The organism is Cyanobium sp. NIES-981, from assembly GCF_900088535.1.
In the GTDB taxonomy this organism is placed as follows: domain Bacteria; phylum Cyanobacteriota; class Cyanobacteriia; order PCC-6307; family Cyanobiaceae; genus NIES-981.
In genome coordinates this window covers 1,318,363-1,343,624 of sequence record NZ_LT578417.1, presented here as the reverse complement: position 1 = coordinate 1,343,624, position 25,262 = coordinate 1,318,363, and the positions used below count along the sequence as shown (strand labels likewise).

29 protein-coding genes and 1 tRNA gene are annotated in these 25,262 nt (G+C 65.7%); 17 read left to right on the top strand and 13 right to left on the bottom strand.

The features are described 5' to 3' along the window. Nucleotides 1–3 precede the first annotated feature (3 nt). A complete protein-coding gene (locus tag CBM981_RS06825) occupies nucleotides 4–219 on the bottom strand; it encodes a cytochrome b6f subunit family protein (protein WP_087067804.1) in 216 nt (71 codons plus the stop codon). Nucleotides 220–362: 143 nt separating this feature from the next. Here CBM981_RS06825 and hisF point away from each other — a divergent pair, with 143 nt between their 5' ends. The 8 genes from hisF (at nucleotide 363) to CBM981_RS16085 (ending at nucleotide 7,305) form a co-directional block, all read left to right on the top strand. Continuing rightward, a complete protein-coding gene (gene hisF / locus CBM981_RS06820; RefSeq protein ID WP_087067803.1) occupies nucleotides 363–1,169 on the top strand; it encodes an imidazole glycerol phosphate synthase subunit HisF in 807 nt (268 codons plus the stop codon). Between the two features lie 109 nt (nucleotides 1,170–1,278). Further along, entirely contained in the window at nucleotides 1,279–1,608 is a 330-nt protein-coding gene (locus CBM981_RS06815) for a hypothetical protein (protein ID WP_225867579.1), read from the top strand. Next, nucleotides 1,595–2,317, top strand: coding sequence for a bifunctional demethylmenaquinone methyltransferase/2-methoxy-6-polyprenyl-1,4-benzoquinol methylase UbiE (ubiE, locus tag CBM981_RS06810; protein ID WP_087067802.1), 723 nt, complete (start codon nucleotides 1,595–1,597; stop codon nucleotides 2,315–2,317). Before CBM981_RS06815 ends, ubiE begins: the two co-directional genes overlap by 14 nt. 257 nt (nucleotides 2,318–2,574) lie before the next feature. Next, nucleotides 2,575–3,480 (top strand): glycine--tRNA ligase subunit alpha, encoded by a 906-nt coding sequence (gene glyQ / locus CBM981_RS06805; protein ID WP_087067801.1) that lies wholly within the window; start codon nucleotides 2,575–2,577, stop codon nucleotides 3,478–3,480. Further along, nucleotides 3,477–3,665 (top strand): hypothetical protein, encoded by a 189-nt coding sequence (locus tag CBM981_RS06800; protein ID WP_087067800.1) that lies wholly within the window; start codon nucleotides 3,477–3,479, stop codon nucleotides 3,663–3,665. The genes glyQ and CBM981_RS06800 overlap by 4 nt, the downstream gene beginning before the upstream one ends. Nucleotides 3,666–3,732: 67 nt before the next feature. After that, nucleotides 3,733–5,775 (top strand): ComEC/Rec2 family competence protein, encoded by a 2,043-nt coding sequence (locus CBM981_RS06795; protein ID WP_087067799.1) that lies wholly within the window; start codon nucleotides 3,733–3,735, stop codon nucleotides 5,773–5,775. A gap of 40 nt (nucleotides 5,776–5,815) precedes the next feature. Then, nucleotides 5,816–5,900, top strand: a tRNA-Ser gene (locus CBM981_RS06790). A gap of 187 nt (nucleotides 5,901–6,087) precedes the next feature. Next, complete coding sequence (locus CBM981_RS16085; RefSeq protein ID WP_087067798.1) at nucleotides 6,088–7,305, top strand: integrase arm-type DNA-binding domain-containing protein; 1,218 nt, start codon at nucleotides 6,088–6,090, stop codon at nucleotides 7,303–7,305. Nucleotides 7,306–7,354: 49 nt separating this feature from the next. Here CBM981_RS16085 and CBM981_RS06780 read toward each other — a convergent pair whose 3' ends face one another. The 8 genes from CBM981_RS06780 to CBM981_RS06740 all read right to left on the bottom strand — a co-directional run bounded on the left by CBM981_RS06780 (nucleotide 7,355) and on the right by CBM981_RS06740 (nucleotide 11,815). Further along, the gene (locus CBM981_RS06780) at nucleotides 7,355–7,570 is read right to left on the bottom strand and encodes an AlpA family transcriptional regulator (protein WP_087067797.1); all 216 of its coding nucleotides are present in this window, start codon (nucleotides 7,568–7,570) and stop codon (nucleotides 7,355–7,357) included. 3 nt (nucleotides 7,571–7,573) lie between these two features. Continuing rightward, a complete protein-coding gene (locus CBM981_RS06775; protein WP_087067796.1) occupies nucleotides 7,574–8,218 on the bottom strand; it encodes a Bro-N domain-containing protein in 645 nt (214 codons plus the stop codon). Between the two features lie 294 nt (nucleotides 8,219–8,512). Continuing rightward, the gene (locus CBM981_RS06765; RefSeq protein ID WP_087067794.1) at nucleotides 8,513–9,166 is read right to left on the bottom strand and encodes a hypothetical protein; all 654 of its coding nucleotides are present in this window, start codon (nucleotides 9,164–9,166) and stop codon (nucleotides 8,513–8,515) included. Then, complete coding sequence (locus CBM981_RS06760) at nucleotides 9,156–9,395, bottom strand: hypothetical protein (RefSeq protein ID WP_087067793.1); 240 nt, start codon at nucleotides 9,393–9,395, stop codon at nucleotides 9,156–9,158. Before CBM981_RS06760 ends, CBM981_RS06765 begins: the two co-directional genes overlap by 11 nt. After that, a complete protein-coding gene (locus CBM981_RS06755; protein ID WP_225867578.1) occupies nucleotides 9,392–10,159 on the bottom strand; it encodes a hypothetical protein in 768 nt (255 codons plus the stop codon). The genes CBM981_RS06760 and CBM981_RS06755 overlap by 4 nt, the downstream gene beginning before the upstream one ends. A gap of 115 nt (nucleotides 10,160–10,274) precedes the next feature. Further along, nucleotides 10,275–10,958, bottom strand: coding sequence for a helix-turn-helix transcriptional regulator (locus CBM981_RS06750; RefSeq protein WP_087067791.1), 684 nt, complete (start codon nucleotides 10,956–10,958; stop codon nucleotides 10,275–10,277). 30 nt (nucleotides 10,959–10,988) lie between these two features. After that, nucleotides 10,989–11,528 (bottom strand): hypothetical protein, encoded by a 540-nt coding sequence (locus tag CBM981_RS06745; protein ID WP_225867577.1) that lies wholly within the window; start codon nucleotides 11,526–11,528, stop codon nucleotides 10,989–10,991. Further along, a complete protein-coding gene (locus tag CBM981_RS06740) occupies nucleotides 11,474–11,815 on the bottom strand; it encodes a hypothetical protein (protein ID WP_157665361.1) in 342 nt (113 codons plus the stop codon). The genes CBM981_RS06745 and CBM981_RS06740 overlap by 55 nt, the downstream gene beginning before the upstream one ends. Nucleotides 11,816–11,886: 71 nt before the next feature. On the opposite strand from CBM981_RS06740, the gene CBM981_RS06735 reads away from it, so the two are divergent. The 7 genes from CBM981_RS06735 to CBM981_RS06705 all read left to right on the top strand — a co-directional run bounded on the left by CBM981_RS06735 (nucleotide 11,887) and on the right by CBM981_RS06705 (nucleotide 17,503). Continuing rightward, nucleotides 11,887–12,078: a hypothetical protein gene (locus CBM981_RS06735; RefSeq protein ID WP_087067788.1), complete on the top strand. Its 192-nt coding sequence runs from the start codon at nucleotides 11,887–11,889 to the stop codon at nucleotides 12,076–12,078. Beyond that, entirely contained in the window at nucleotides 12,065–14,545 is a 2,481-nt protein-coding gene (locus tag CBM981_RS06730) for an AAA family ATPase (RefSeq protein ID WP_087067787.1), read from the top strand. The genes CBM981_RS06735 and CBM981_RS06730 overlap by 14 nt, the downstream gene beginning before the upstream one ends. Nucleotides 14,546–14,937: 392 nt before the next feature. Continuing rightward, nucleotides 14,938–15,651 carry a hypothetical protein gene (locus CBM981_RS06725; protein ID WP_225867576.1) on the top strand — a complete coding sequence of 238 codons (714 nt, stop codon included), beginning with the start codon at nucleotides 14,938–14,940 and terminating at the stop codon, nucleotides 15,649–15,651. A 126-nt stretch (nucleotides 15,652–15,777) separates the two neighbouring features. Further along, nucleotides 15,778–16,095, top strand: coding sequence for a hypothetical protein (locus CBM981_RS06720; protein ID WP_225867575.1), 318 nt, complete (start codon nucleotides 15,778–15,780; stop codon nucleotides 16,093–16,095). Between the two features lie 3 nt (nucleotides 16,096–16,098). After that, complete coding sequence (locus tag CBM981_RS06715; protein WP_087067785.1) at nucleotides 16,099–16,503, top strand: hypothetical protein; 405 nt, start codon at nucleotides 16,099–16,101, stop codon at nucleotides 16,501–16,503. After that, a complete protein-coding gene (locus CBM981_RS06710) occupies nucleotides 16,500–17,033 on the top strand; it encodes a hypothetical protein (protein ID WP_087067784.1) in 534 nt (177 codons plus the stop codon). The genes CBM981_RS06715 and CBM981_RS06710 overlap by 4 nt, the downstream gene beginning before the upstream one ends. Then, nucleotides 17,030–17,503, top strand: a complete 474-nt coding sequence (locus CBM981_RS06705; protein WP_087067783.1) for a hypothetical protein — start codon at nucleotides 17,030–17,032, stop codon at nucleotides 17,501–17,503. The genes CBM981_RS06710 and CBM981_RS06705 overlap by 4 nt, the downstream gene beginning before the upstream one ends. 28 nt (nucleotides 17,504–17,531) lie before the next feature. Here CBM981_RS06705 and CBM981_RS06700 read toward each other — a convergent pair whose 3' ends face one another. Continuing rightward, nucleotides 17,532–19,058, bottom strand: a complete 1,527-nt coding sequence (locus tag CBM981_RS06700) for an IS5 family transposase (protein WP_225867339.1) — start codon at nucleotides 19,056–19,058, stop codon at nucleotides 17,532–17,534. 121 nt (nucleotides 19,059–19,179) lie between these two features. Between CBM981_RS06700 and CBM981_RS06695 the strand changes: the two genes are divergently transcribed. Together CBM981_RS06695 and CBM981_RS06690 are read left to right on the top strand one after the other, a co-directional pair. Beyond that, nucleotides 19,180–20,394 (top strand): terminase, encoded by a 1,215-nt coding sequence (locus CBM981_RS06695; RefSeq protein WP_225867574.1) that lies wholly within the window; start codon nucleotides 19,180–19,182, stop codon nucleotides 20,392–20,394. A gap of 13 nt (nucleotides 20,395–20,407) precedes the next feature. Beyond that, on the top strand, nucleotides 20,408–21,094 hold the full coding sequence (locus CBM981_RS06690; RefSeq protein ID WP_087067782.1) for a sigma-70 family RNA polymerase sigma factor: 687 nt from the start codon (nucleotides 20,408–20,410) through the stop codon (nucleotides 21,092–21,094). Nucleotides 21,095–21,164: 70 nt separating this feature from the next. Here the strand turns inward: CBM981_RS06690 and CBM981_RS06685 are convergent, their stop codons facing one another. From CBM981_RS06685 to CBM981_RS15260, 3 genes are read right to left on the bottom strand one after another with little or no spacing between them, the layout of a single operon-like run. Beyond that, complete coding sequence (locus CBM981_RS06685; RefSeq protein WP_157665360.1) at nucleotides 21,165–23,132, bottom strand: DUF3732 domain-containing protein; 1,968 nt, start codon at nucleotides 23,130–23,132, stop codon at nucleotides 21,165–21,167. Further along, on the bottom strand, nucleotides 23,129–23,626 hold the full coding sequence (locus CBM981_RS16180; RefSeq protein ID WP_225867573.1) for a three component ABC system middle component: 498 nt from the start codon (nucleotides 23,624–23,626) through the stop codon (nucleotides 23,129–23,131). Before CBM981_RS16180 ends, CBM981_RS06685 begins: the two co-directional genes overlap by 4 nt. After that, a complete protein-coding gene (locus CBM981_RS15260; protein ID WP_172820841.1) occupies nucleotides 23,623–24,684 on the bottom strand; it encodes an ABC-three component system protein in 1,062 nt (353 codons plus the stop codon). The genes CBM981_RS16180 and CBM981_RS15260 overlap by 4 nt, the downstream gene beginning before the upstream one ends. Between the last annotated feature and the right edge of the window lie 578 nt (nucleotides 24,685–25,262).

Here is a 25,262-nt window from a genome sequence, read left to right as displayed (position 1 = left end):
AACTCAGGCGAGGGTGACTTCGTCGTCGAAGAACCAGGCACTCCTGCCGGCGCCCAGATCCACCACCACGCCGACGCCCTGGCCATCCACCGTGCGGAAGCCGGTGACGATGCCGGTGGGGTCGCTCTTGAGGGCCTCGACCAGATCGGCCGGGATGCGGTCGCGCACCCGCAGCACGCGCACCTTGGAACCCACGTGGATCGTGGCAGCCTGGGCCATGGCCGTCGCGACTGAAAAGTGGCGCAACCTTAACAGTGCTGCCGCGTCGGCCTTCAGCGGCCAAGCAGCGCGCCCTCCAGACTGCCCGGCAGCCCCCAGGCCGGCGCCCACGCCGCCACAACGCCCACGCCGCCACAACGCCCATGGTTGCCAAGCGCATCATCCCCTGCCTCGACGTGGCCGATGGCCGCGTGGTGAAGGGGGTCAACTTCGTGGACCTGCGCGATGCCGGCGACCCGGTGGAGCTGGGCTGCCGCTACAGCGCCGCCGGCGCCGACGAGCTGGTGTTTCTCGACATCGCCGCCAGCCACCAGGGGCGGGCCACCCTGGTGGAGCTGGTGCAGCGCACCGCCGAGGCGGTGACCATCCCCTTCACGGTGGGCGGCGGCATCGTGAGCGTGGACGGCATCACGGCCCTGCTGCGGGCGGGTGCCGACAAGGTGAGCCTCAACTCCTCGGCGGTGCGGGATCCGGAGCTGGTGCGCCGCGGAGCCGATCGCTTCGGCGCCCAGTGCATCGTGGTGGCGATCGATGCCCGCCGTCGCACCCAGGCCGGCAGCGGCGCCGGCCACGATGCCGCGCCCGCCTGGGACGTGTACGTCAAGGGGGGGCGCGAGAACACCGGCCTCGATGCCGTGGCCTGGGCCCGACGGGTGGTGGAGCTGGGGGCCGGCGAGATCCTGCTCACCTCGATGGATGGCGATGGCACCCAGGCCGGCTACGACCTCGCCCTCACCCGGGCCGTGGCCGATGCGGTGCCGGTGCCGGTGATCGCCTCCGGCGGCGCCGGCTGCATCGACCACATCGCCGCCGCCCTCAGCCAGGAGCCCGGTGGCGGGGGCGCCGCGGCCGCCCTGCTGGCCTCCCTGCTCCACGACGGCGTGCTGAGCGTGGAGGAGATCAAGACAGACCTGCTGGCCCGGGGATTGCCGATCCGGCCCCTCGCGTGAGCGGCGGCGCGGCAGGGTTGCCGCCCCTGCCGTCACGCCCGGTCGTTACGCCTCGTTACATTGGTTCAGGTCCTTCGGCTGCAGGACTTTCCCCGGATCGGTCACTGCGTTGAACGTCTTTGATTCCCTGCCACCCAGCGTCGCCCGGGGCCTGGCCCTGCTGATGGTGCTCGCGGTGGTGGCGCTGGTGGCCTGGGCCCTCCAGCTGATGCAGGCCGCCAACGACCGCCAGGAGTTCTCGCTCATGCTGGCCGGCTGCATGGTGTGCTCCGCGGCCGTGGGCCTCGCCACCGTGATGGTGATCACCTTCACGGCTCCGCAGCGCCTGCCGATGATGGCGGCGGAGGCCCTGCCCAGCGCCGGGGTCAGCCTCGATGCGGTGTCGCTGCCTGAGATGCTGCCCGATTCGCTGGTGCTCCCCTGGGATGGGCAGCTTTAGGCCAGGAGATCCCGAGCAGGTTCAGGCACTGTTCGAGCAGATCGCTCCGCGCTACGACCAACTCAACGACCTGCTCAGCCTCGGCCAGCACCGCCTCTGGAAGCGCCAGGCGATCGCCTGGCTGCGCCCCCGGCCGGGCCAGACCCTGCTCGACCTCTGCTGCGGCACCGGCGATCTGGCCCTGGTGATGGCCGCCAAGGTGAGGCCGGATGGCCACGTGATCGGGCTCGACGCGGCCGCGGCACCCCTGCAGCTGGCGGCCCGCCGCGCCGCCCGCCAGCCCTGGCTGCCGCTGCAGTGGCGGCAGGCCGACGCCCTCGCCACCGGCCTGGAGACCGGCCTGGCCGATGGTGTGGCCATGGCCTACGGCCTGCGCAACCTCGCCGATCCGATGGCCGGCCTGGCGGAGGTGCGGCGCCTGCTGCGACCCGGCGGGCGGGCGGCCGTGCTCGATTTCAACCGCCTGGACGGGGACACCCGCCGGGGCCGGATCACGGCAGCGGTGCAGCGCCTCTGCCTGCGGGGCGTGGTGGTGCCGGCCGCCACCCTGGCCGGCCTGCGGCAGCACTACACCTACCTGGAGGCGAGCCTGGAGCGGTTTCCCACCGGCGCGGAGCAGGTGCGGCTGGCGCGGCGGCTGGGCTTCAGCCAGGCCCGTCACCGCCCCCTGGCCGGCGGACTGATGGGGCTGCTGGAGCTGGAGGCCTGATCGGTCCTGGCCCTGGGGCCGAACGACCCCAGCACCCGGGTGCGGTCTTCATGGGCGGCCGTCCCAAGGCTCGGCAGGGCCTCCTTGCTCCAGAGGCAGTGGTTCCGGAAAGAGCAGTCCCAGCGGAAATTTCAACGCTTTCGCGCCTTCACACCCCATCCTTCCCGTTCCGGTACCGGCGTTGTCGACGGGATCCCCGTGCATGGGACCCTTGGGTGGGCCCCGCCGCCTTCACCCCTTCCCCCGGGCATCCCGCGATGCATTTCCAGGACATCATCAGCACCCTCAACCGCTTCTGGGCTGAGCAGGGCTGCCTGATCCTGCAGCCCTACGACACGGAGAAGGGAGCCGGCACCATGAGCCCCCACACGGTGCTGCGGGCGATCGGCCCCGAACCCTGGGCCGTGGCCTACCCGGAACCCTGCCGCCGTCCCACGGACGGCCGCTACGGCGACAACCCCAACCGGGCCCAGCACTACTTCCAGTACCAGGTGCTGATCAAGCCCTCGCCCGATGCGATCCAGGAGACCTACCTGGCCTCGCTGGAGGCCCTCGGCATCCGCGCCGCCGACCACGACATCCGCTTCGTGGAGGACAACTGGGAATCCCCGACCCTGGGCGCCTGGGGCGTGGGCTGGGAGGTGTGGCTCGACGGCATGGAGGTGACCCAGTTCACCTACTTCCAGCAGTGCGGCGGTCTCGACTGCCGGCCCGTGTCGATCGAGATCACCTACGGCCTCGAGCGCCTGGCCATGTACCTGCAGGACGTGGAGAGCATCTGGGATCTGGCCTGGAACGGCAGCCGCAGCTACGGCGACATCTGGCTGCCCTTCGAGAAGGGGCAGTGCACCTACAACTTCGAGGCCTCCAGCCCCGAGCGGCTGCAGCAGCTGTTCGCCCTCTACGAGGCGGAGGCCGCCGATCTGGTGGCCCGCGGCCTGCCGGCGCCGGCGCTCGACTTCGTGCTCAAGTGCAGCCACACCTTCAACCTGCTGGAGGCGCGCGGGGTGATCTCGGTGACGGAACGCACCGCCACGATCGGCCGCATCCGCGCCCTGGCCCGCCAGGTGGCGGAGGCCTGGCTGGCGGAGCGGGAGGCCCTCGGCTTCCCGCTGCTGCAAGGCGCGGCGCCGGCCGCCAGCCCCGCCCTGGCGGCCGCATGAAGCCGCTGCGGCTGCGCCTGCTGCTGCTGGTGCTGCTGCTGGGGAGCTTTCAGCTGGGGCGGCTGAGCGAACGGCGGATCTGGCCCTGCCGGCTGCGGCCCCTGGCGGCCCTGGTGGAGCCCTGGCTGGGCCAGGACCTGCCCAGTGCCCAGCTGTGTGAGCTGCTGCTCCAGTTGCCGGGATAGGGCTGCATGCGGTGCGGCGCGCCCTCCGGCGCCGTGGCAACGCTGCAGGCACCTCCCTCCACCCGCCATGCCGGCCACCCCTGTGCTTCAGGGCTCTCCCCCGCCGGGGAGGGGGCCCTGGCTCCGCCGGCTCGTGTGGGGCGCCCTGCTCGCCCTGGTGGTGGTGCGGGCCCTGTGGGTGGTGGCCCTGCCGTCTCCGCCCGCTGCGGCAGACCCCGTCTGGAGTCTGAATGGCCGCGCCGGCGCCCCCGGGGCGGTGGTGACGCTGCGGGGCCGGGCCCTCAGCGATGCCCTGCCGGCGGGCGGCGGTCAGTGCCGGGCCCTGCTGCAGCTGCCGGTGGGACGCACCGAGCTGCGGCTGCCCGCCTGCGAGCCCCTGCAGGAGGGCTGGCGCCTGGAGGCGCGGGGCCGGCTGCGCCAGCCCCAGCCGGCTCCCCATCCGCTCCTGGCCGGACCGGCGGAACGGCTGCGCCGCGCCGGTGCCGCCACCCAGCTCCAGGTGGAGGAGCTGGTCGTGCTCAGCAGGCCCGCCACCCCGGTGGCGGATCTGCGCCGGGCCCTGGCCCAGCGGCTGGTGGCGGGTGCCGGGTCCGAGCGCGGTGGCGTGCTGGCGGCCCTGGTGCTCGGCAGTGCCCGGGTGCCGTTGCCGGACACGGTGCGGCAGGCGTTCCGGGCGGCGGGCCTCTCCCATGCCCTGGCCGCCTCCGGCTTCCACCTGAGCGTGCTGCTGGGGGCGGTGCTGCCCCTGGGCCGCCGCCTGCCCCGCTGGCCGCGGCTGGCCCTGGCCCTGGGGGCCATGGCCCTGTTCGTGCTGCTGGCCGGGCCCCAGCCCTCGGTGCTGCGGGCCGTGCTGATGGGCGGGCTGGCGCTGGCGGTGCTGGAGTGCGGGCAGCAGGGGCGCCCGTTCGGCATCCTGATGGCCAGTGCCCTGCTGTTGCTGCTGCTGCAGCCGGCCTGGCTGGCCGATGTGGGCTTCCAGCTGAGCGTGGTGGCCACCGCGGCCCTGGTGGTGGCGGCCCCTCCCCTGGAGCAGGCCCTGCGCCGCCGGCTGCCGCGGCGCTGCCCGGCCTGGCTGGCGGCCTCGATGGCGGTGCCCCTGGCGGCCTCCCTCTGGACCCTGCCGCTGCAGCTGTTCCACTTCGGCGTGGTGCCGCTCTATGCCGTGCCGGCCAATCTGCTGGTGGCGCCCCTGCTCACCCCGCTCACCCTCGGGGCCATGGCCCTGGCGCTGCTGGCGGTGCTGCTGCCCGGGCTGCTCCCCCTGCTGCTGCCGCCGGTGGCCTGGCTGGCCGGCCTGGTGCTGGCCATCGTGAAGGCGGTGGCCGCATGGCCGCTGGCCCAGTGGCAGCTGGGGCGGCCCACTCCCCTGCTGGTGCTGCTGCTGGCCCTCGGGCTGCTGGGGCTCGGTCTGCCGCGGCTGGCGCGGGGCTGGCGGCGGCTGGCGCTGGCTCTGCTGGTGCTGGTGGCGCTGGGGCACGTCGCCCTGCTGCGGGGAGACCAGCTGCTGCTGGTGCATCAGGGCAGCCGCGATCTGCTGCTGGCCCGCCATCAGGGCCGGGCCGCCCTGGTGAGTGCCCAGGCGGATGGGCTGAGCTGCTCGCAGGCGCGCCAGCTGGCCACGGGGTTCGGCGTGGCGCGCTTCGACTGGGTGCTGCTGCTGGATCCGCTGCCTGCCGCGGAGCCGGCCTGCTGGCAGGCGCAGGCGGGCCTGGTGCTGGCGAGCGAGGACGGCAGTCCACCCCTCCGGCAGGGGCAGTGGCTGGGCAGCCCCGGCCTGGTGGCTGAAGCGCTCAGCGGCGACAGCCGGGGCGTGCGCCTCTTGGTGGGATCCCGCCGCTGGCTGTTGCTGCCCGACCGCCAGGCCCTGTGGGCCTGGCAGCAGCTGGCCGGGGAGGGATCAGCGCCGGCGGGTGAGGGTGTCTGGCTCGGCTTTCCGCCGCGCCGCGCCGAGCGGCGGACCCTGCCCGCCGGCAACGGCCAGGCCGTGTGGCTCAGTGGCGGCCAGCCCGGGGGCGGCGAGGCCGGTGCTGGAGATGCCGTGGGCGGGCGGCTGCCCCCGGGCTGGGCGACCACGGGGGCCAGCGGATCGCTGCAGCAGGGGTGGGGCTGACCGGTCTTTAGAGTGCCTGCGGCCCAGTGGGGTCCCACCTGGAGAGGTGGCTGAGTGGTCGAAAGCGAACGACTCGAAATCGTTTGAAGGGCAACCTTCCGTGGGTTCGAATCCCACCCTCTCCGTTTCAGAGCTCAAAACGGTGATTCCCGGGGTTCCCGTGACGTCCCACTGATTCCCGAGACCCACTGCCCTGCAGTGGGTTTTCTGCTGTTTGGGCGTCCCATGGCATCCCGTCAAAACCCAGGCAAGCAAACAATTGTGGTGGTGTAAGTGGTGGTGTAAAACTGGGGTGGTGGTGTAAATGGGGTCTTGGCTCTAACCGACAAGGAAGTTCGCGCTCTGCCACAGCGATCTCGGCGCTACCGGGTCTCGGACGGCGCTGGGCTGCTCCTGGAGGTCGATCCCGCCGGTGGCAAGTACTGGCTCTGGCGGCACCGCTTCCCGCCCACCAAGGACGGACGACGGCAGGATTTGCGCATCGGCCCCTATCCAAGGATTTCGCTCAAGGCCGCCCGCGACATCCGAGATGAGCAGAAACGTCTGCTCTATGAGGACGGAATCAATCCCTGTGATGCCAAGAAACGCAGCAAGGATCACCGCTGGGGCAAGCATGCCCAGCTCACCTTTGAGGCCGTGGCCCTCGACTGGCACGCCACCAAGACGGCCGGCACCTGGACCGAGCGCCACAGCGATGACGTCCTCAAAAAGCTCAACAAGGACATCCTTCCCGCCATCGGCGGCATGGCCATCGCTGCCATCACCGCCCAGGACTGCCTGGTCGTGCTGCGCTCCATCGAGCAGCGGGGCTCCCACGAAACCGCCAAACGCTCCCTGGGCGTGATCAGTCAGGTGCTCGATTACGCCGTCGCCATCGGCCACTGCACCATCAACCCGGCCCACTCCCTCAAGCGCCATGCCCCGGTCAAGCAGACCACCAGCCACTACCCCTGCATCGCCTGGAGTGAGCTGCCCGAGCTGCTGGCGGCCATGCGCGCCAACACCATCGGCGCCGATGCCAGCACGCTCAACGCCATGGCCTTGCTGGCCCTGACCTTCGTGCGCACCAGCGAGCTGATCGGCGCCCGCTGGGAGGAGTTCGACTTCGAGGAGGCCCTCTGGACCATCCCGGCTGAGCGCATGAAGGGCCGGCGCGGCAACCGCCGTGAGCACCTCGTGCCCCTCTCACGCCAGGCCGCGGCGATCCTCCAGGCCCAGCACGCGATCAGCGGTCCCAGCGGCTACGTCTTTCAGAGTCAGCGCACCGCCACCGGATTCATCAGCAACAACACCGTGAACATGGCCCTCAAGCGCATGGGCTTCGATGGGCGCATGTGCGGCCACGGCTTCCGCGCCCTGGCCATGACCAACATCCAGGAGCAGCTGGGCATCGAGCTGCGCATCGTCGATCGCCAGCTTGCCCACATCGAGAAGAACAAGGTCACTGCCGCCTACAACCGCGCCGAGTATTGGCCGCAACGGGTCGCGATGATGCAGCGCTGGGCCGACCTGCTCGATCAGGTCGTCTGAGCACCGTTGATCCGCCCCGATGGCGGTTCGGCTGTTGCCGCATCGCCACTCAGGAATGGTCCGACCGCTCAGGCGCACCCTGGATCCGCTGCTCGATCCAGGCCTCCAGGTCGTCCTGACACCAGGCCACCGTGCGCGGCCCGATGCAGACCTGCCTGGGGAACTGGCCCTCCGCGATCAGCCGGTAGATGGCGGTGCGGGACAGGCCCACTTTCTGCTTCACCTCCGGCAGGCGCAGCAGACGTCGTGTCGTGGAGACAGTCATGGCTCAAGTTGTTGGTGGTGGGCAACGATGCGAATGCGGTGGTGAATCGGGCCAACGGCCGGACGCCAGAGGATCTGCTGTCCGGTCGCCATCCCCGATGGAGACCTGCTCCGGGCGGTTCTGCAGGACCTGCAGCAGCGCCGTTGTGGACAGGCCCGTATTCACCTCGATGGCGGCCAGGGCCGCCGCCATGGCATCGGCGGATCTGACCCCAGGCAGGCGGGCCATGGCCTCGGCAATGTTCAGCAGCGCCACCACGATCTGCGTGGGCCTGGCTGTCTGAAGGTTCTTCGCCGATGCGGTTGAGGCGTCGATGCGGCGATGCAGGCAGGGCAGCACCTGTTGGGTGATCCAGCGCCGCAGCCGCCGCGCCTTTGGACGATCCCCGAACCGCAGGATCCGCAGCAGGCCCGCTTCGCTGACCAGGGTCAAGGTGATGGGAACGGTGCCCGGTCCCTCCCGGGAATGGATGCTGCACTCGTCCTCTGCGAGCACCGCCAACGTTCGGTCCTGGCGCAGCGCCAGCGCGGCGCAGACATCGGCAGCGACAAACCAGGCATCGCCCCGATGATCGGTGCACACGCGGATGCCATGCCCTTCGAAGGCGACAGACACGAACCCACAGGGGTGATCAGCGAGCTGGTCCATGGGTTTTCTCGCTGGAATGCTGTGGCCTCACCAGGGCATCTGGGCTTGAAGGGGTCTCCGCCACCGCTGTGGATCGGCGCCAGGCAGGGCCGGGCGTCAGGACCGGTGGCACGGGCCCGGCGATCACCAGCAGAAGCGTGCTCAGTTGAAACACGAGCACCAGGAGCACGAGGCGCTGCAGGGCGGCCAGGCTGCTGACGCTGACCGTGGCGGTGGGGCGCCGGGTGCGGCAGAACGCCGGCAGTTGCGGCCGGTTGCTGCGAGGCGCAACACGGGCGGGGGGATGGTGGCTCATCAGAACGGCACCTCCTCATCGGCGAACTCATCGCCGTAGTCCTCCCCATCCGCCAGCGGGATCGCCTGCTGCTGGCGGGCCGCGGCTTCATCCGAGCGGTAGGCCTGCTCCGCTGCCTCGATCCAGGCCGGGTCACTCCCCTCGCGGATGCTCAGCGGGCCGTAGAAGCCGATCGTGACGTTGCGCGGCACCGCGTCGGCGGCGGCCTGGTCTTCGATCTTGGGGCCCTTGGGGTTGCCGTCCTGGTCGTACTGCTGGGCCCAGCGGGTCTCGAGCACCAGCACATCCCCCACATTCAGCCGGCCGCGGCGATGCTGACGCCGTGCCTCGATCCAGTCGCCGAAGCCCTTGGCCTTGAGGATCAGCCGCACCCGATCCCCCGGGGCCGGAACGCCGCCCTCATCACCGATGCGAGCCTCCATCGTCGTGCCGGGCATGGCGATCGCATGGACGACCATCTCCTGCTTGACCTTGGGTCGGCCCTGGCGGTCGGTGCCGTTGGGGATCGGCTCCATCGCCCCGCTGGTGAGGTTCTTGCGCAACCGGTCGCGCTGCTCGGGCCGCACGATCGACAGAACGGCCACCTCACCGAGGCGCTGTTGACGGATCACCGGCGCCGCGATGCGGCTGCCGTCGTTGAGTTCAATCGCCATGGGACTTGCTCGAACAAGTGGACGGGGAAGAGGTCAGGGGAAGCAGGGGCTCCAGGCCGGCCCCCAGCCGCAGCAGGTGATGGGCGGCGCCGGAGAGGCTCAGCTGGTGCTCGGCCGACAGTTGCCGCACCTGCCGGTAGACATCGCTGTGCACGCAGACGCACAGGTAGTGACGGCCGTGCTGCGACGGCGGCTGGGGCCTGGCGTAGGCGCGGCGGCAGACGCTCATGGCGTCCCCCCGGCCAGCTCACGCTCGAACACGTCGATGAAGTCCTTGTGGCGCCGCTGGGTGATGCGGTCCTTGATCGTCCGCACCTCCCTGGGCACCTGGAAGTGGTGGCGGAACTCGATCGTGAACCGCTTGCGCGCCTCCTGAGGCATGGCTCCGAGGAACTTGTGCAGGGTGGCGATCTCCTCGTCCGTCAGGGGCTCCAGGCCGGAGTCGCTGGCTTCGGGGCCATCCGGAGCGCCGGTGTCCCACTCGTCGCCTGCGGCCTCAGGGTCATCCGCAGCGTTGGCGGCGGCTGCACTGCCGGCGCCCGCGGTGTCCGCCACCGATGGCTGCGGCTGCGGTCGTGGCCGATCCGGCTCGATAGTCCGAGGAGGGTTGCCCACTGGAATGCCCAGCAGGCCCGCCAACAGGGAAGCGGTCAGCGCGTGCCAGGCCGCACTGCCCTCCTGGGGTGCCTGGGCCTCGCTGAACTCCTCGGCGCCGCCGCGGTGCCGCAGGGTCACCCGCAGCACTTCGTGCTCCTCGCTGATCAGCTTCTGGGCGCTGAACGAGAAGCCCAGGGCAAAGGCAGCCGCCGCCGCCTGAACGACCTCCTGCATGGAGGTCTCGGCGATGGCGGCCATCTGGGACTGGAACTGGGCCAGGCCCTCGGCCCACTGGGCGCGGGCCTGCTCGCGGCTCTGCAACAGGGCCTGGTTGAGATCAAAGGCGGAGGTGGGACCTGGCGTCGGCTCCATCCGCCCGCAAGGGGTGGTGGTCATCGAAGGCACTGCGGGACCAGCGCCCGCTTGCCTCGGATATTAGCGGCTCGCTAATCCGAATCTGTATCTTGCACAACGCAAGACATGGCGTACTCCGAGCCTGTTCGTGCATGCTTCAGCTGGCGCCCGTCTTGGCGGACCATTCCTCCAGCCAGCGCTGCGGCAGCCACGCCTCTCCGTCCCACATGCCCTGCAGCTGCTCGGCGGAGTACGGCTCAAAGCCGGCCAGCATCGCCTGAAAGGCCTGCCGCTGCTTGGCTGGCGCCACCTTGGCGGCGGAACTCAGGGCCTCCATCACGCCGATACCGTGCTGCTTGGCGGTCTGTACCAGCTGGCCGCGCCACTGCTCGCTCAGCTTCGCCGCTTCTGCGGCATCCACCTCGGGCTGGGTCGGCACCGCAGGCGCCTGGTAGGCGGTCGGCACCGGCAGTAGGCCCAGGTGGCAGCTCCAGAACTCCGCGGGCCCCCACACCCGCTGCTCGTCATCCACCAGGGGCTTGGCCTGGCTGATCAGGTCCTTGAGAGCGCGGGTGCGCACGCCACTGAAATCCCTAGCGGCCAGGCGGCGATTCACCTCGGCGAGGGCAAAGAAGCTCTCCGGGCGGGGCTTGGGGGCCTTGCCGTTCTCGAACACGCTCAAGGTGCTCGGGGCCATCACTTCAAAGCCGGCCTCCTTGGCCCACTTGTAGGCCGTGTACTGGGTCCAGTTGTTCAGCTCCCGCCAGCGCCTCAGCATCCGGCCGAACTCCTGACCGGCTTCGAGCTGTTTGGCCTCGATGTACCGGTACTCAGAGGACATCAGGACTGGGTTCTGGCCATTAGCGAAAGGCTAAGGCTTCTGCTGCCGATTGGAATTGGCAGCACCGTGATGGCAGCGGCCATGGGCCCGGGCCCGCTGTCGCCAGTGCCGGCCCTTGCCGCGCCGAACCTCAGGCTCCACCAGGCCATAGAAAACGGCTTGATCAGGCGGGAACAGCGGCGCTGGCCAGCAGATGGCCTCCCGCAGCAGGCGCTCCAGCTGGTGGCGCTGCTCCGGCTGCAGCAGCGCCACCGGCTCCAAGATGCGGCTGTCGGGTCCCAGGGTCCAGTCGTCGCGCTGACAGCCGAACTCCCAGTTGCGCCCATCGGGGGCCCGGGCCCAGAGCAGCGCCCCAAGCTGGTCGCGCTCGATCGCGATCTCCAGCTGCCAGCCGCTTGCCAGATCGAGCCGCATGCGCCCCCACCAGATCTCACTCCAGGGCCGATCCGCCAGGAAGGCCTCCCCCGCCAGCAGGGCCAGCAAGGCCTGCTGGATCTCGCTGGCGCAGCAGCGGCTCAGGGGGAGCAGAGCGGGTGACGCAAGCCATTGCCACGGCACCAGAGCGCCCACTCCCCTGGCGCGATCGGGTTGCCGCAGCACAGGCAGCGGCCGGGATGGCGCACGCGGATGCGGCGAAAGGCTCCCGGGCCATGCCCCTGCTCCACGCCCGTCGCCACAGGTGGCTTGGCGGGTGAAGGGCGATGGGTGGTGATCTGCAGCCCGTGCTCGCGAATCAGGCGACAGGCCAGGAAGGCGCTGGTGCGCGCCTCCTCCAGGTGGGGCGAGGCGCTCATCGCCACCAGCTTCTCGACCTTGGCCAGCGCTTTCTGCGCCGCTGCTCCAGCGTCCATCGCCATTCATCTCATCTGTTCAGCCTAGCGAGCCTGAGTCAGTGTCGATAGGCTGGTTCTGCTCATCGAAGTCCCCCATGGCTCCGCTGATGACCCCGCTCTCGGTGCAGTTCACCCCCGAGCAGCAGGCCTGGCTGGATCGGCGCACCCGCGGCGGTCTGCTGTCGCGTTCCTCCGTGATCCGCCTGATCGTGGCCGAGGCGATGGAGCGCGAACAGCTGATCAGCGCCCAGGCCCTGCAGCGCCAGGGGCTCCATGGCCAGCGCTGAACCGGTTGCCGCCTCCCCGCAGGCCTGCATCGACCGCGGCGCCGCTCAGCAGTTCCTCTCCCTGCTGGGCAAGGACCCTGCCCGCGCTCGGTTGCGCGCCTTTCCCCACCGCGCCAACCCAGCCAAGGGGCAGATCGGCGCCCGCAAAGGCCCCTTCGATCTGGTGGTGGCGGAGCAATGGCAGCGGGAAGGCCGGGGCATCTACCTGGTGATCAACGACGGCGGCGACCGCAAGAGCGAGATCACGGCCTGCCGGGCGTTGTTCGTGGAGTGGGACGACCGGCCGATCGACTGGCAGCTGAACGCCTGGCGTGAGCTGGGCCTGCCTGAGCCTTCGCTGATCGTGCTCAGCGGCGGCAGGTCGGCCCACTGCTACTGGCTGCTGAATCGCCCCATCCCGCCGCAGGAGTGGGCCCCGCTGCAGGCGGAGCTGATCGCCTATGCCGCGGGCGATCCCCACTGCAAGGACGCCTCGCGGGTGATGAGGCTGCCGGGCTGCTGGTACATCGATGCCGCCGGTCAGCCCACCTCGCCGGTGGAGCTGGTGCACGCGAGCGACCAGCGCTACGCGCCCGAGGACATCGCCCTGGCGCTGCTGCCCGATGAATTCGCCGAAGCCGCTCCAGACCCGGCGCCACAGCAGGGCATTCCGCTGCCCGAGCTGGTCGACGAGGACTTCGTGCCGCCCCGGCCGCTGGAGCAGATCCGCACCGCCCTGGCCGCCATCCCCCGGCGCGTGGAGGGCAGCAACACCTACGCCGACTACCGCAACCTCCTCTGGGGTCTGATCCAGGCCTGTGAGCAGGCCGGCCACGACCGCGAGCTGGCGATCGCGCTGATGGAGGCCCACAGCCCCTCAGCCAGCTGCGGCTGGGACATCCGCCAGGTAGCGAGCTCCGGCGGCGAGCAGATCGGTGCGGCCACCTTCTGGTTTCACGCGCGTCAGCACGGCTGGCTGCCGCCGGAGCCGGCCCACACCCCCAGGCCTCCCGGAGCGCAGGCCACAGGCAGCCGCCGAAACCAGGGCGACACCGGCGGACGCCATCCCGGTGGCAAGAGCAGCGACCGCTCCAGCAGCAGCAATGCCAGGGGCGCCAAGGGAGCTGGGTCTGGAGCTGGTCCGCAGCGCTTCTCGCCTCGGCCAGACACCCGGGTGCGCTGGGGAAAGGTGCACCTACCGATCAACCGCCGCCTCAACGCCTTGGAACACTGCATCCGTTCCCTGGTGGGGCGAGAGCGCAACAGCCTGCGCCGCTCCGCCCGCGTGCGGGAGGCCCATTCAGCCCTCCAGCTCAAGACCGCCCTGCGGCTGCAGGAGATCGGCCAGCTGATCCTCGAGGCCCACGACCTGCGCAACGGCAACCGCTTCCGAGGTCTTGATCAGGCCGAGCGCCTGGCGATGCCGCAACCCGTGGTGGAGTGGGAGATCCACGGCTGCATCCCCCGCCGCGATCTCTCGATCGTGGGCGGGCGGGCCAAGGTGGGCAAGACGCGGCTGGTCCATGCCCTGGCCCGCTGCCTGCTCTGCGCCGAGGACTTCCTCGGCTTCGGGGCCCCGGACGCGCCAAGGCCCGTGATCCTGGTGACCGATGACCAGGGCGACGGCGACACCGCCCAGATGCTCCAGCAGCTCGGGATCTGGGATCACCCGTTGCTGCTCTGGTCGCGTCGCTTTCGCGCCACCGAGGCCAACCTCGATGCCCTGCTGGCCTGCCTGGCCGCACATCCCGGCGCGGTGGTGATCCTGGACTCACTGCGCTCGATCACGCGCAGCTGCTGCTTCGGGGAGAACGACCCAGAGATGGGCTCCTTGATCTACGACCTCAAGCACCAGATCACCGATGCCGGCGGCACCTTGCTGCTGATCCATCACTGCAACAAGGCCAACGACACCACCGGCACCGAGGCCCTCTCGGGCCACAACGCCATCGCCGGGGCTGCCAACACGATCCTCACCCTGCACTACCTGGCCAAGGGCAATCGGCAGATCAAGGACTCTCCCCAGCGCCGCCTGGTGCGTGAGGCCCGCTCCGGCCCGCCGGTGGATCTGGTGGTGGCGATCGACGGCAGCAGCGGAACCTTTGCGCGGCTGGGGACCTACGACGCCCTCCAGGAACAGCAGGAGCAGGAGAGCGACCTCGATCGCGCCTCCCACCGGGTGCGCAAGGCGAGCGAGAAGCAGCAGGAGGCCCTGCGCTATCTCCAGGTTCTCCATGCCAATGGACTGGCCGGCGTGGGACTGCTGGAGCTGTTGCAGGCGATCGGCGCAGCCCCGGCCGAAGCCAGGCTGAAACGGGACCTGGAGGGAGACACGTTGAGCACCTACAACGCCCTCGGCCGCTTCCTCAGCCAGCTCGACGGCCTGGTGACGGCCACCCGGGTGGGCACCAGCGGCCAGAGCTACTACCTCCGCTACGGCCTCAGCGACGCCGGCGCCGAGTGGTTGGCGCATGCGTTCCATCTGTAGGGGGCGGATTCTTTGGATTCTTTGCTCTCCCCTGCAGCGCAACCGATCTGGCCGGTTCACCAGCGTGCGATCTGCCCCACACGCTTTCGCTTCTTTGCTGCCATCCCAGGGCCTCAGCAACACAACGCCGCTGGGATGAACGCCCATCCCATAGGGGCTGAATTCATCGCTTTCTTTCCCCTCCACTGCGCCGCAAGCGTTCTCAGGAATGTCAAGGGTTCATTTATTTGGCCACTCTTTGCCTTCTTTCAGTGGCGGGGTCTGCGGCCTGCTGGGGGCCAAAGAATGTCAAAGAATCGAAAGAATGCGCCGCGCCCTAACTGGCTCAGACCCCTTGCGCCAGAGGGGAATACAAAGAAACGAACGAATTTGGTGTATCACGTGAGGTTCTGGTGATCAGGCGTACTCCCACGCCAACCAGCAGATCTGCTGCCGCTGTCCCCAGCGACTGGCTGCCACCAATTCCAGGTCTGCGGCGCACGGATCCAGAGCACCGCTACTGGCTGGGGGATCACCTGTTCGCCGTGTCCGTCACCGGTGTGGTCGGCTCCAGCAAGAGCGACTGGGCGATGGCCCGCATCGAGGCCACCCGTCACATCTGGGAGCCGCGAGGCCACACCGTGCACCTGGCGCTGGAGGCCCTTCTGCACAGCCGCTTCCATCCCCTGCCCCAGCACCAGCAGCAGGCCAACGAGCGGCTTCAGCACCTGCGCTCTGGCGACTACCAGGACTGGATCGAGCCGCTGCTGGCCCACATGCACTGGCAGCAGGTGACGGTGATCGCCTCCGAACGGCCCACTTGCTGCTTGATCCGCAACCTGGCCGGCACCTACGACACCGGCTACATCCAGCACGCCGGCGGCTTGCGGGTGCTCGCTGACCTCAAGACCCTTTCGCGACCCGGCTCCGGCAGCTACTGCACCCGCGCCCAGCTGGGGGGCTACATGGCGCTGGAAGCCACCTGGGGTGTGCACTACGACGGTGGCCAGACGATCTGGGCCAGGCCGGGGGAGACCCGCTTCTCGCCGCTGTATTCCCGCGAGGAATGCCTGGCGGCCTGGGCAGCGGCCTGGGCGGGCTACGTGAGCAGATTTCGGCACTGGTGAACCACTGTCCGAACCCATGTGTTCGGACTATCGAGCCGCTATGGTTTGTGACAGGGTGCATGCCTGCGCTTCTTTGCTCCTTCGCTGGCTCTGCTGATGGCTGCCACCACCGCCAGCTCTTCCCCAATGGCTGGCGCCGCCCTCGACGCGCTGCTCGATCGCATCACGGTCCTCAAGCTGCAGCAAAAAGCCATCGAAGCCGAGCTCTCCCCGCTGCTGGAGCAGCTCAGCGGGGCCCTGGAGTCCGGCGAGCTGGATGCCTCCTTCTCCCACAACGGCTGCAGCTTTTCCTGGTCGGCCGGGCGCACCAGCTTTGCCTATCCCGAGCCGCTGCAACAGCAGGAGCAGGCCCTCAAGGAGGCCCAGCGGCTGGCGGTCGCCAGCGGCGCCGCCACGGAGAAGCACGGCAAGGCGTTCTGGACGATCAAGCCGGGCCGGAGCTGAACGATGGCCAATCCCCAGAAGCGCAAGGGGGATGCGGCGGAGCGGGAGGCGGCGCTGCTTTTGAGCGAGCTGCTGGGGATGACGGTGCGCCGCCGATTGGGGGCAGGGCGAACCACCAGCGCTGGCGGTGACACCGGTGATCTCGATGGCGTGCCCGGCCATGTGATCCAGGTGGCCAGCTGGGCCAACACCGCCGCCGCGGCCCGCACCAAGCCCGAGGAGGCCGCGCTGCAGTCCGTCCATGCCGGTGCGCCATTCGCGGCGACGTTGGTGCGCTTCCGCGGCGGCACCTGGCGGGTGGTGCTCACCCCCAAGCAGTGGGCTGCCTACGTGAGCTGGATCCTGCGGCAGTCCCCCCAGGGGACGGCGCTCCCTGATCTGCCGCCCAGTTGCGGAGGTGGAGCATGAGCCCCGAGCAGCCACCGACAGCGGGCGCTTGCTCAGACGCGGGCGCTGAGTCGCTGGAGGAGCTGCGTGCTGCTCCGCCCCAGCAGGACGACGACGGCAACCCGGTTTGGCCGGCCGCCGACCCCAGCAGGCCGGTGGGGAAGGGCAACCCACCGCGGGGCCGCCGCAGCAAAACCCACAAGCCCCGCGCCACCCACATGGAGGTGGAGACCCGCATCGCTGAGGCGCAGCTGTGGATCGCCCAGCGGCTGCCGCTGGCCGTAATCAGGGAAAAAGCAGCCCAGAACTGGGGAATCACCAACATCAAAACGGTGAGCCGCTACCTCGCCCAGGCGCGGCAGCGGATGGTGGAGGAGCTGATCTCAGACCGCCGCCGCCACCAGGCCGAGCAGATCTTTGCCCTCAACGAATGCGCCCGCCGGGCGATGGACGCCGAGCAGTTCAACGCTGCCGTGGGCGCCTTCCGGGTGATCGCCGAGATCGGCGGTTTGCTGCGGGCACCGATCAAGCCGCCGGAGCCACGGGCATGACGGCGAGCACCACCGCCACTGAGATGCCAGCACCGGTGCTCACGCCTCAGCCCCCTGCAGAAGGCGGCCTGCTGCTGAGCGAGCTCGACCCCTGGGGTGACGCCGGCCTGCTGCACCTGCCGGCCAGCAGCACCCCAATCCAGGCAGAACCGCAGAGCCTGCGCAGCTTCATCGCCGAGGCCTACCCCCGCTATGGATTCCACCGCTGGGCTCAGGTTCTGATCGACCTGCTCCAGCAGGTAGCGGATGGCCAGCTCAGTCGGCTGATCGTCACCTGTCCTCCCCGGCTGGGGAAGAGCCTCCTGGTGTCCAAGCTGTTCCCGGCATACTTCCTGCAGCGCTACCCGCACCTGTTCGCGGCGATTGCGTCGTACTCGGCGGAGCTGGCCTATGCCCACTCCAGGGAAGCGCGCCATTTCTACAGGGGGCCTCCTGAGAAAGTGAGCCGCGGGCAATGCGCACCACAATGAGCCTGCCCGGGCGACCTCTGAGTGATCCTCAGGCCCCGCTGAGCTGACAACTCAGCTCTCTGCTGCTGGAGCTCAGAGCCCGTGCGGCGGAGACCAAGAGTTGCCAGCAGAGCACAAAATAGAGACAAAGAAGCTCCAGGAGCTTCTGGAGGTTCATGACCAGGACATTCATCGCGATGGATGAACCCTGTGTTGCCGGCAGTTTCTCTCGGATCAATCCCAATCCATAGCGACGCTTGCCTTGACCGATCTTGCCTTCAACAGCATTGCGCCGCCTTTGATCATCAACGAACTGCCGCCTCTCGGCTGCCACCAACTCCGGATCATTCTTCGGGCGACCAAGACGAGGCCCACTCAGCCGAATGCCGTGACGCTGGCAGAATGCCCGATTTGATCTTGTGCGGTAGATCTGATCAGCGCAGATCACCTCCGGATAGCAGCCGTATCGACGACGATAGGCTTGGGCCTGAACTTTCAGATCTTCCCCTTCGTTGTAGGGGTCAAAGCTCAGCCGATCCAGGAAAGCAAATCCTTCATCGGTGACAGAAAGTGAGATCTTGGCGCCGAACTCAACATTGCACCTCGCCTTGCCGCGAACAATTGGCCTGATGTGCGCTTGACAGAGGCTGACGATGCGAGCGGGAATACTTCTGGTGTCTGAGCGATAGAGAATGTTCTGCTGGCGGACCAGCTCACTGACAACCAACAGCTTCTGATAGGCATGCCGCCCAGCCGCCAGAAGGCTTGCGCCACAGGCTGTCAGGGCGTCAATGTTGGCAAGGTTGCGCTTGAGATGCCCAAGCTGTTGCTTGATCGCTTTGCGGATCTTGAGAAACCGAGGGCGTTTTTTCTTGGCCACGGCGAGGAACTGCTGCCTGGCCTGCTTCCGATGCGTTCGTGGTTTGTGACCAAAGGACTCTCTGACCTGCGAATACATGGCATCGATCAGAGTCTCGGTGAGCTCTCGGCCTTCATTGAGCAGCGAGAGATCCGTTGGATGCCGAATATCTGCCGGAACGCATGTCGCATCAATCAGCAGTGACCCCTGATTTGGCCGTGGCGTTTTGGATTCAATCTTCTGATCAGCTGCGCTCCCGGCTCCGCCTCCATCGCTGCTGTCGTGCTCATCAACTGCAGACGAACGGATCACGTTCAGACCGTGACGCACGATTCGTTCATTGCAGTCATTCACGACCGAATCTGGCAGCCGCTTCCGGAAGTACACCATCATTGATGGGTCAAACGGAGCCGAGTACTGAAATGCCTCCAGGCCGATGAAGAACTGGAGATAGGGGTTCTCTTTGATTTGCTCAACCAGTTCTTCATCAGTCAGCCCCATGCGGGCCTTGATGATCAGGGCGCCCAGTGCCATGCGAAATGGCTTTGCCGGGGCGCCAAAGCCCTTGCAGAACTGAGCTGCATAGTCACCTTCCAGCTCATCCCATGGGATCAGCTCAGCCAGCTTGATCCAGCGATTGTCACCAGAGAGCTTTCCTCCAAACGGCAGGAAGAAGTCCTCGAACGAGAGCTGATCACGATGCTCACGTCGGTACATGTGGAAAACTCTGGGCGGCTTTTGGGCGCAAACGAGCCCAATCTCGTACATTTTAGCCGAGAAAACTGCTCACATCCATTGCGCTGCAGTGGATGTGGCTTTTCTCAGGAGGCCCTACAGGGTGACTGGCCACCTGCTGGCCCGAGATTCGGCGGCGGTGGGCAACTGGCTGACGCGGCAGCGGGGCGGCTGCATCGCCGCCGGTGTGGATGGGCCGTTCACCGGCAAGGGTTACAGCCTGGGGATCATTGACGACCCCTACAAGGGTCCGGGCGATGCGGCGAGCCCGGCGATGCGGCAGAAGCTGATCGACTGGCTGCGCTCGGTGTGGCTCACCCGCGCCGAACCCGCCACGGTGCTCGGGCCGGATGGCCGGGAGCACCCGAATCTCTCCGCCCAGGTGATCGTGCTGACCCGCTGGGATCACCAGGACGTGGTGGCCTGGCTGCTGGAGCAGGAGCTGGGGGAAGCGCCGCAGCACTGGACGGTGCTCGACCTGCCCGCGATCGCGGACGAGCCGAATGAGCGCCCGCAGCTGCCGCCCACCTGCACCCTGATTCCGGACTGGCGTCAGCCGGGCGAGGCGCTGTGTCCGGAGCGGTTCCCGCTGGCGGAGCTGATCAAGATCCGCGCCCGCCTGGGTGCCTACTGGTGGGCGGCGCTGTACCAGCAGCGGCCAAGCCCGGCGTCGGGCTCGATTTTCCACCGGGAGTGGATCCGGCCGCCCTTCCCCCGCGAGACAGGGAGCCAGCGCCCGTACGCCCTGCTGGCGCTCTCCTGTGACCTGAGCTTCAAGGGGGAGGCGGAGAGCGACTACTGCGGTTTCTGCCTGGCTGGTCTGTTAGCTCCACCGGCCCGCGGCGCCATCCCCCGATCAGGGGATTCTCAAGAGCCCATGCCCCCGGCGGCGCTGGAGATCGAGGTGCTCTGGGCGGTGCGGCACCGCTTTGGCCTGCCGGAGGTGATTCGCTTCCTGCTGGACTGCCTGCAGATGATCGAACAGCAGGGCCTGCGTCCCAATGCCGTGCTGATCGAGGACGCGGCCAACGGCCCGGCGGTGCTGCAGACGCTCCGACGCCGGGTGCCGGGGATGCTGCCAATCACGGCTCGGGGCAGCAAGGAAACCCGCGCCCATGCGGTGGCCCCGCTCGTGGAGGCCGGGCAGATCCGCTTTCACCACCGCGCCCAGCCGCTGGTGGAGGAGGCCATCCGCTTCCCCAAGGGAAGCAAGGACCTGGTGGATGCCTTCTGCCACGGCGCCCTGTGGCTGGAGGGGAGGTACTGGAAGGCCCAGGGGATCCAGCCGCTGGTAACGCCACTGCTGATCAGTCGGTGAGGGGGATGGAACCATGAGCGCTGCTCTGCTGCCTTCGCCAACTGAGACGAGCGCCACAGTGGTGCAACTGGTGCTGCCGATCACGGTGGTGCTGGTGGGTGATGCCGCCAGCGCGGCGCGGATGCTGCGGCAGCGCCGCTACCGGCGGCCGGCGTGCCATGCGCGGGCAGAGCAGCTTGAGATCAGCCTGCAGGCACAGGCGCGTCACCCGCCCAGACCGGTGGGTCAGGTGCCGATGCGCTGCAGGCCGCGGCGAGAGCGGCCAGTACATCCCCATGCCGCGGCCGATGCCCTGGCTCTACAGCACATGGATCTGGCTGAGAAGATTGCCGGCAACTTCGCCCGCCGCACCGTTCACCCCAGGGAGGACCTGCTTCAGCTCGCGATGATCGGATTGATCAAGGCGGCGCGGCGGTATGACCCCTCACGGGGACCCTTTCGGCCCTACGGGCGCACCTATGCCAATGGGGAGATTACGCACTTTCTGCGGGATCACGGTTTCCTGCTGAAAGTGCCGCCGACGTGGCGGGAGATTCATGCGCGGGGGCACCGGTTGCTGACTTCAGGTGTCGATGCAGCTCTGATGCTGGAACGCTTGGGTGTGAGCCGGGCGCAGTGGCAGCGCATCGCTGAGGCTTGCTCGGTGCGGGTAGTGGCAATGCCACATGAGGGAAGCAAAGTCTTCTCGACGAATGAATAGATTCGTCAACTCCCATTACTTCCAATCAACTCGGCAGGAAATCTTTCCTGCCTTTTGACTGGTCCTTAATTCAGGGCAAGTCCCACTCCGGCGGAACTAGCATTACGCCGTCCCGCCATCTCTCGACCACGCAGTCCTGGAACCAGTCTTGGTTGATATTCGCATGATCAGTCACTATTATCTGAAGCTGGTTGCCGAGCATCTGCACAACATCGTATGCCAACCTGTACATGCGCTCAACCTTATGCCTGTCTTCGCTGATAACTGTCGTACTACTATCTATGTGTTGCCAGTCTTCATCTTCCGGGAAGTACACTTGAGAAGGCTGATCAATGAAGAGGAACCGCGGTACGGGGCGATCTCTATTTGCAAACCATCGGTGAAGAGCGAAGTGAGCGATTAGATGGTAACCGACCCAGTTTTCTCCACTCCCCATTTGGTCCATTGGGATGGGCCGACCGTCAACTCCGTCCGCAACTACAGTTAGCCGGCGGAGGTCGAGGCGGAGTGGTAACTCAGCATGCTCAAGCTGTAGATTTGCTGCCCAGTCATTCATGTCTCGGGCGATAAATGAGAGGGACGACTCAACACGTTCCTGGGTAGTCTCGTTGCTCAGTTCATCTTCAAGTCTTCCAATACGTGTCCTCAGCTCTGCAACCTGGCTTTGGAGCTCGCTGCTGTCTTCTGTCTGGGGAATGCTCTCAAGGTAGAGGCTGATTCGGCCTAGCATATGTGCCCTTCGTGCATTCTGATCCCTATACTCTTGTATCCTTGCATTTTCTTGTTGAACTCCATTCATCAGCTCCTTATTGCTTCGCAGCCGAGACTTAAGATCGGCCTCCATTTCTTCCAGCTTCAAAATGACTACCTGCATCTGAGGTGCCCGGTCTTCGACATGTCGAACTTGGGCTTCGAGTTGAGTAATTTTGTCCTGGACTTCTCTAACTGATGGAGCCACGTGCTCAGCAGATAGTGACTGCTGACATAGAGGGCAAGCTTCATGCCCGCTCATAACTTCGTGTTGAGCGTCGAACAGCCCAATGCTCTTCAAACGCAGAACCTGTGCGTGTGCCTCTTCAGAGAAACCCCGACGATCTGTTGTAAGGTCATTAGCCGCCTTGAGCTGATCTCGCGTTTTTCGAAGTTCTTGTGATAACGCATCGCGCTCAGCCTGTAATCTGTTGAACTCCTCTCCCTCAACTGCTATTTGCTCCTCGTCCGAAACGTCATTCGCCAGATTCAAATCTCGGAGAGCCTGAATGTAATCATCCCAGGTTTCCGGCATTGGCTGTCCGGAGCGTAGCCCGAGGTCGGTAGCTTCGGAAAGCAGACTCTGGACAACAGTGATGCCTTCACCCCTGATAGATGTGTAAGTCTCGAGGTTGCGCTCAATTCTCCGCAATTCCCTGCGGAGCCGCCTCAGTTCGGCCATGCGGGCAACATAGTCATCATCAACAGCTCCAAGAAAATACGGGATAGTGTCCTTAATGGCCTGAGGCAGCCACTGTTCGCTCTGCTTGTGAAAAAGGTAGCGGTTGCTATCAATTTCTGTCTGATGCTGGAAGCAGTAGATCAGCGCATGCGCTATTCCAGCCTGAAGTGGATTTCGTGTTTGACCTGGCTGCGGATCATGTCGATTCTGGCCAATCCCCGCATGCGCCGCGAGAAGACCCTCTAAGGCAGTTGGGTTCGTTGTCTGCATTAGCTGATCGGCTCGTGGCAGTGAAACTTGCTGCCCGACTACATAATGCACATCTGTTGATGAATTATATCCCGGTCTAGGCACTCTTCTAGCGATAAACGCTTCACCTCCGGAGACTTTTAATTTGACACCTACCCATGCAATGGCGCGACGCATAATCCCTGCAGGAATATGGCAATCTGCTGAGCCAAAGCAGTACTCAAGGACTGATATGAGTGCTGTTTTTCCGGTCTTGGATGCACCGGTGATAATGTTAAGCCGACCAGGAATTAACTCCAACCTTCGGACTTGGCCGCGATGTGAGTAGAGGACTATTTCAATGATCTGAAAACTCATGGGCGAATCCCCCAAAGCGCCATCAGTGTCTCTGTGGATATGCTCGTCCCGAACCATTTCCCCAGAAAGCGAGCACGAGCTATGCATTCCTTCGCATCACCATCAAGTGACCGGATTGCGCGATTCACTCGTCTATCAGGAACTACACATTTAATCAATCCAGAATCTCCTATGGCCATCCAATGAGAAGCAAGGCCAAAACGTAATGCCTCTCTTGTGTGAGGTGTTAAGGACATGACTCGCTCGTGGAAGCCAATCCTTGCTTCACCATGGTTCTGAAGCCAGGCGGGAACGGAAGTCCGGGTGTTACGGGGCAGTGATTCCCGAGTGTTCTTATGCAAGACTATAGGAAGTACCATGAATGCCAAGGCAAACGGTAATGACTGGTCGCTTGGCTCGCTGAAACCAGCGCAGGCTGAGGTCAAGGCGACACAGCAGAATGCGGGATTGAGAAGGTGAGCTTCTTCTCGAGTTCGTTCAGTCCATGGCTTCATGAAATAGCCTCCGAGGTTGTGAGGAGGTTCGTAAGCCGATTGTGGAATTCAAGATGCCAACCTACTCGTAACTCATCTGCCAGCATCTGATATGTGCCGCGTGAAATAGCAGGTTCTGTAACGCCAGATCTGATGGGATGGTGTGCTCCAGTCTCAACCCACTTGTAGAGTATCTGAGCAGCTTGAGTAATCGCATCTTGAGCCGCAGAGTCACCAAGATCATCGCGCATCTGCTGGAAGAGCAGATCCCACTCCTCAACCAGGCGATCTTCATAGCGGTCGAGTTCACCCACATACAGGAGATCCTCTCTCACCCAGCGTGAACGCTGCTCGAATGCCCGATAGTAGTTTCGGATTGCGTGAAATACTCTGGCCTGATTCACTCCGATGAGATTCAGCTGCTCTACAAATGGTCTACCTACATAGCCGCTGGCATCGACCGTCGCCCGCATGATGTCATCATCAATAGGAAGATCATCCTCCTTGAACTGCTCTCGAATCCGATTCGCCTCAGACTCGATTTCTTCTCCCAAAATCGGGTTGGCAGCCACGTCAGTCAGATGGCGAAGAGATCGGCTGTACCACCAGGCTTCTAGTCGCTGAAGATACGAATCGAGGAAGCGTCTTTCGACCGCAAAAAAAACTGCTTGTCGAAGATGGTCATCTAGTTGACCGATAGATGGTGAACCGTCCAGAATCATCACTGACTTTGCAAGCCGGCACCGTCCGTTGTCGTCGAGCGACGTAAATGCTAGATACGCCTGGGCATTCGTGGCACTAGTTGATGTTGTGGCAGTAGAAGCCAGCCTTTCAAGCGCCTTCTTCTCGTCTCTTCCCTGAGCACGTAGATATGCTGCCGCAGTCCCGTCTGGGCAAAGCGCTGTAGTTATCATGAAGAACTGCGCATCATTTGGAATCGTTCCGTCAGCTTGACCTTCAATCCAGATTCGCAGCGTCTTCCATAAGTCAGGAGATGCGTCGGTGAGAGTGGCCTCAGTATTAATATGGTGCTTTGTCTGCAGAACATCTACCGCAGAGCTGTCGGTTTCAAATACCACGTCATCAAGGGTCTCGATGCTGACACATATTCTTTCTCCTTGCGGTAGACGACGCAAGGCTTCTAGCAGGGCATATCTACACTGGTAGAAGTAGCCTAGAGCCGAAGGCGCTGCCGAGTATTGTCCGCGATTTTGTCGTGCCAATTTTTACGCTCCTTACTGGTTGCGAGAACTTGTGCTTCTTGGGTCGCTATATCTGCAGATACAAAACAACTCTTTCCCGTGAGAGTGCTCATTTTTCGAGCGTGGGCAGGGTGGGCCTGTGCGGTCCAATGGGTTTCTCTGATAGAGAGCAAGTCTGGCATTAAATCTCGCATCCGGAAGCCACCTATTAATACACATATACATTGCCTTTGTTGCGCCTTGAGGTCTGCCAGTTCGAGAGAGCAGCATGGCTTGCAATTCCTTTGGCAAAGGTGATATTTGCCACCTTTCCTCGCGTTGGGTCGATCACCTCGGGCTCCCCTCCGTTTCTAGCCTGCTGATGTGCCATGGCAACAGCTTTCAATTCAGCTGCCGTCTATGCCAACCACCCGCCGCACTCACGCCAGGAACTCCACACAAGAATCGTTCCACGC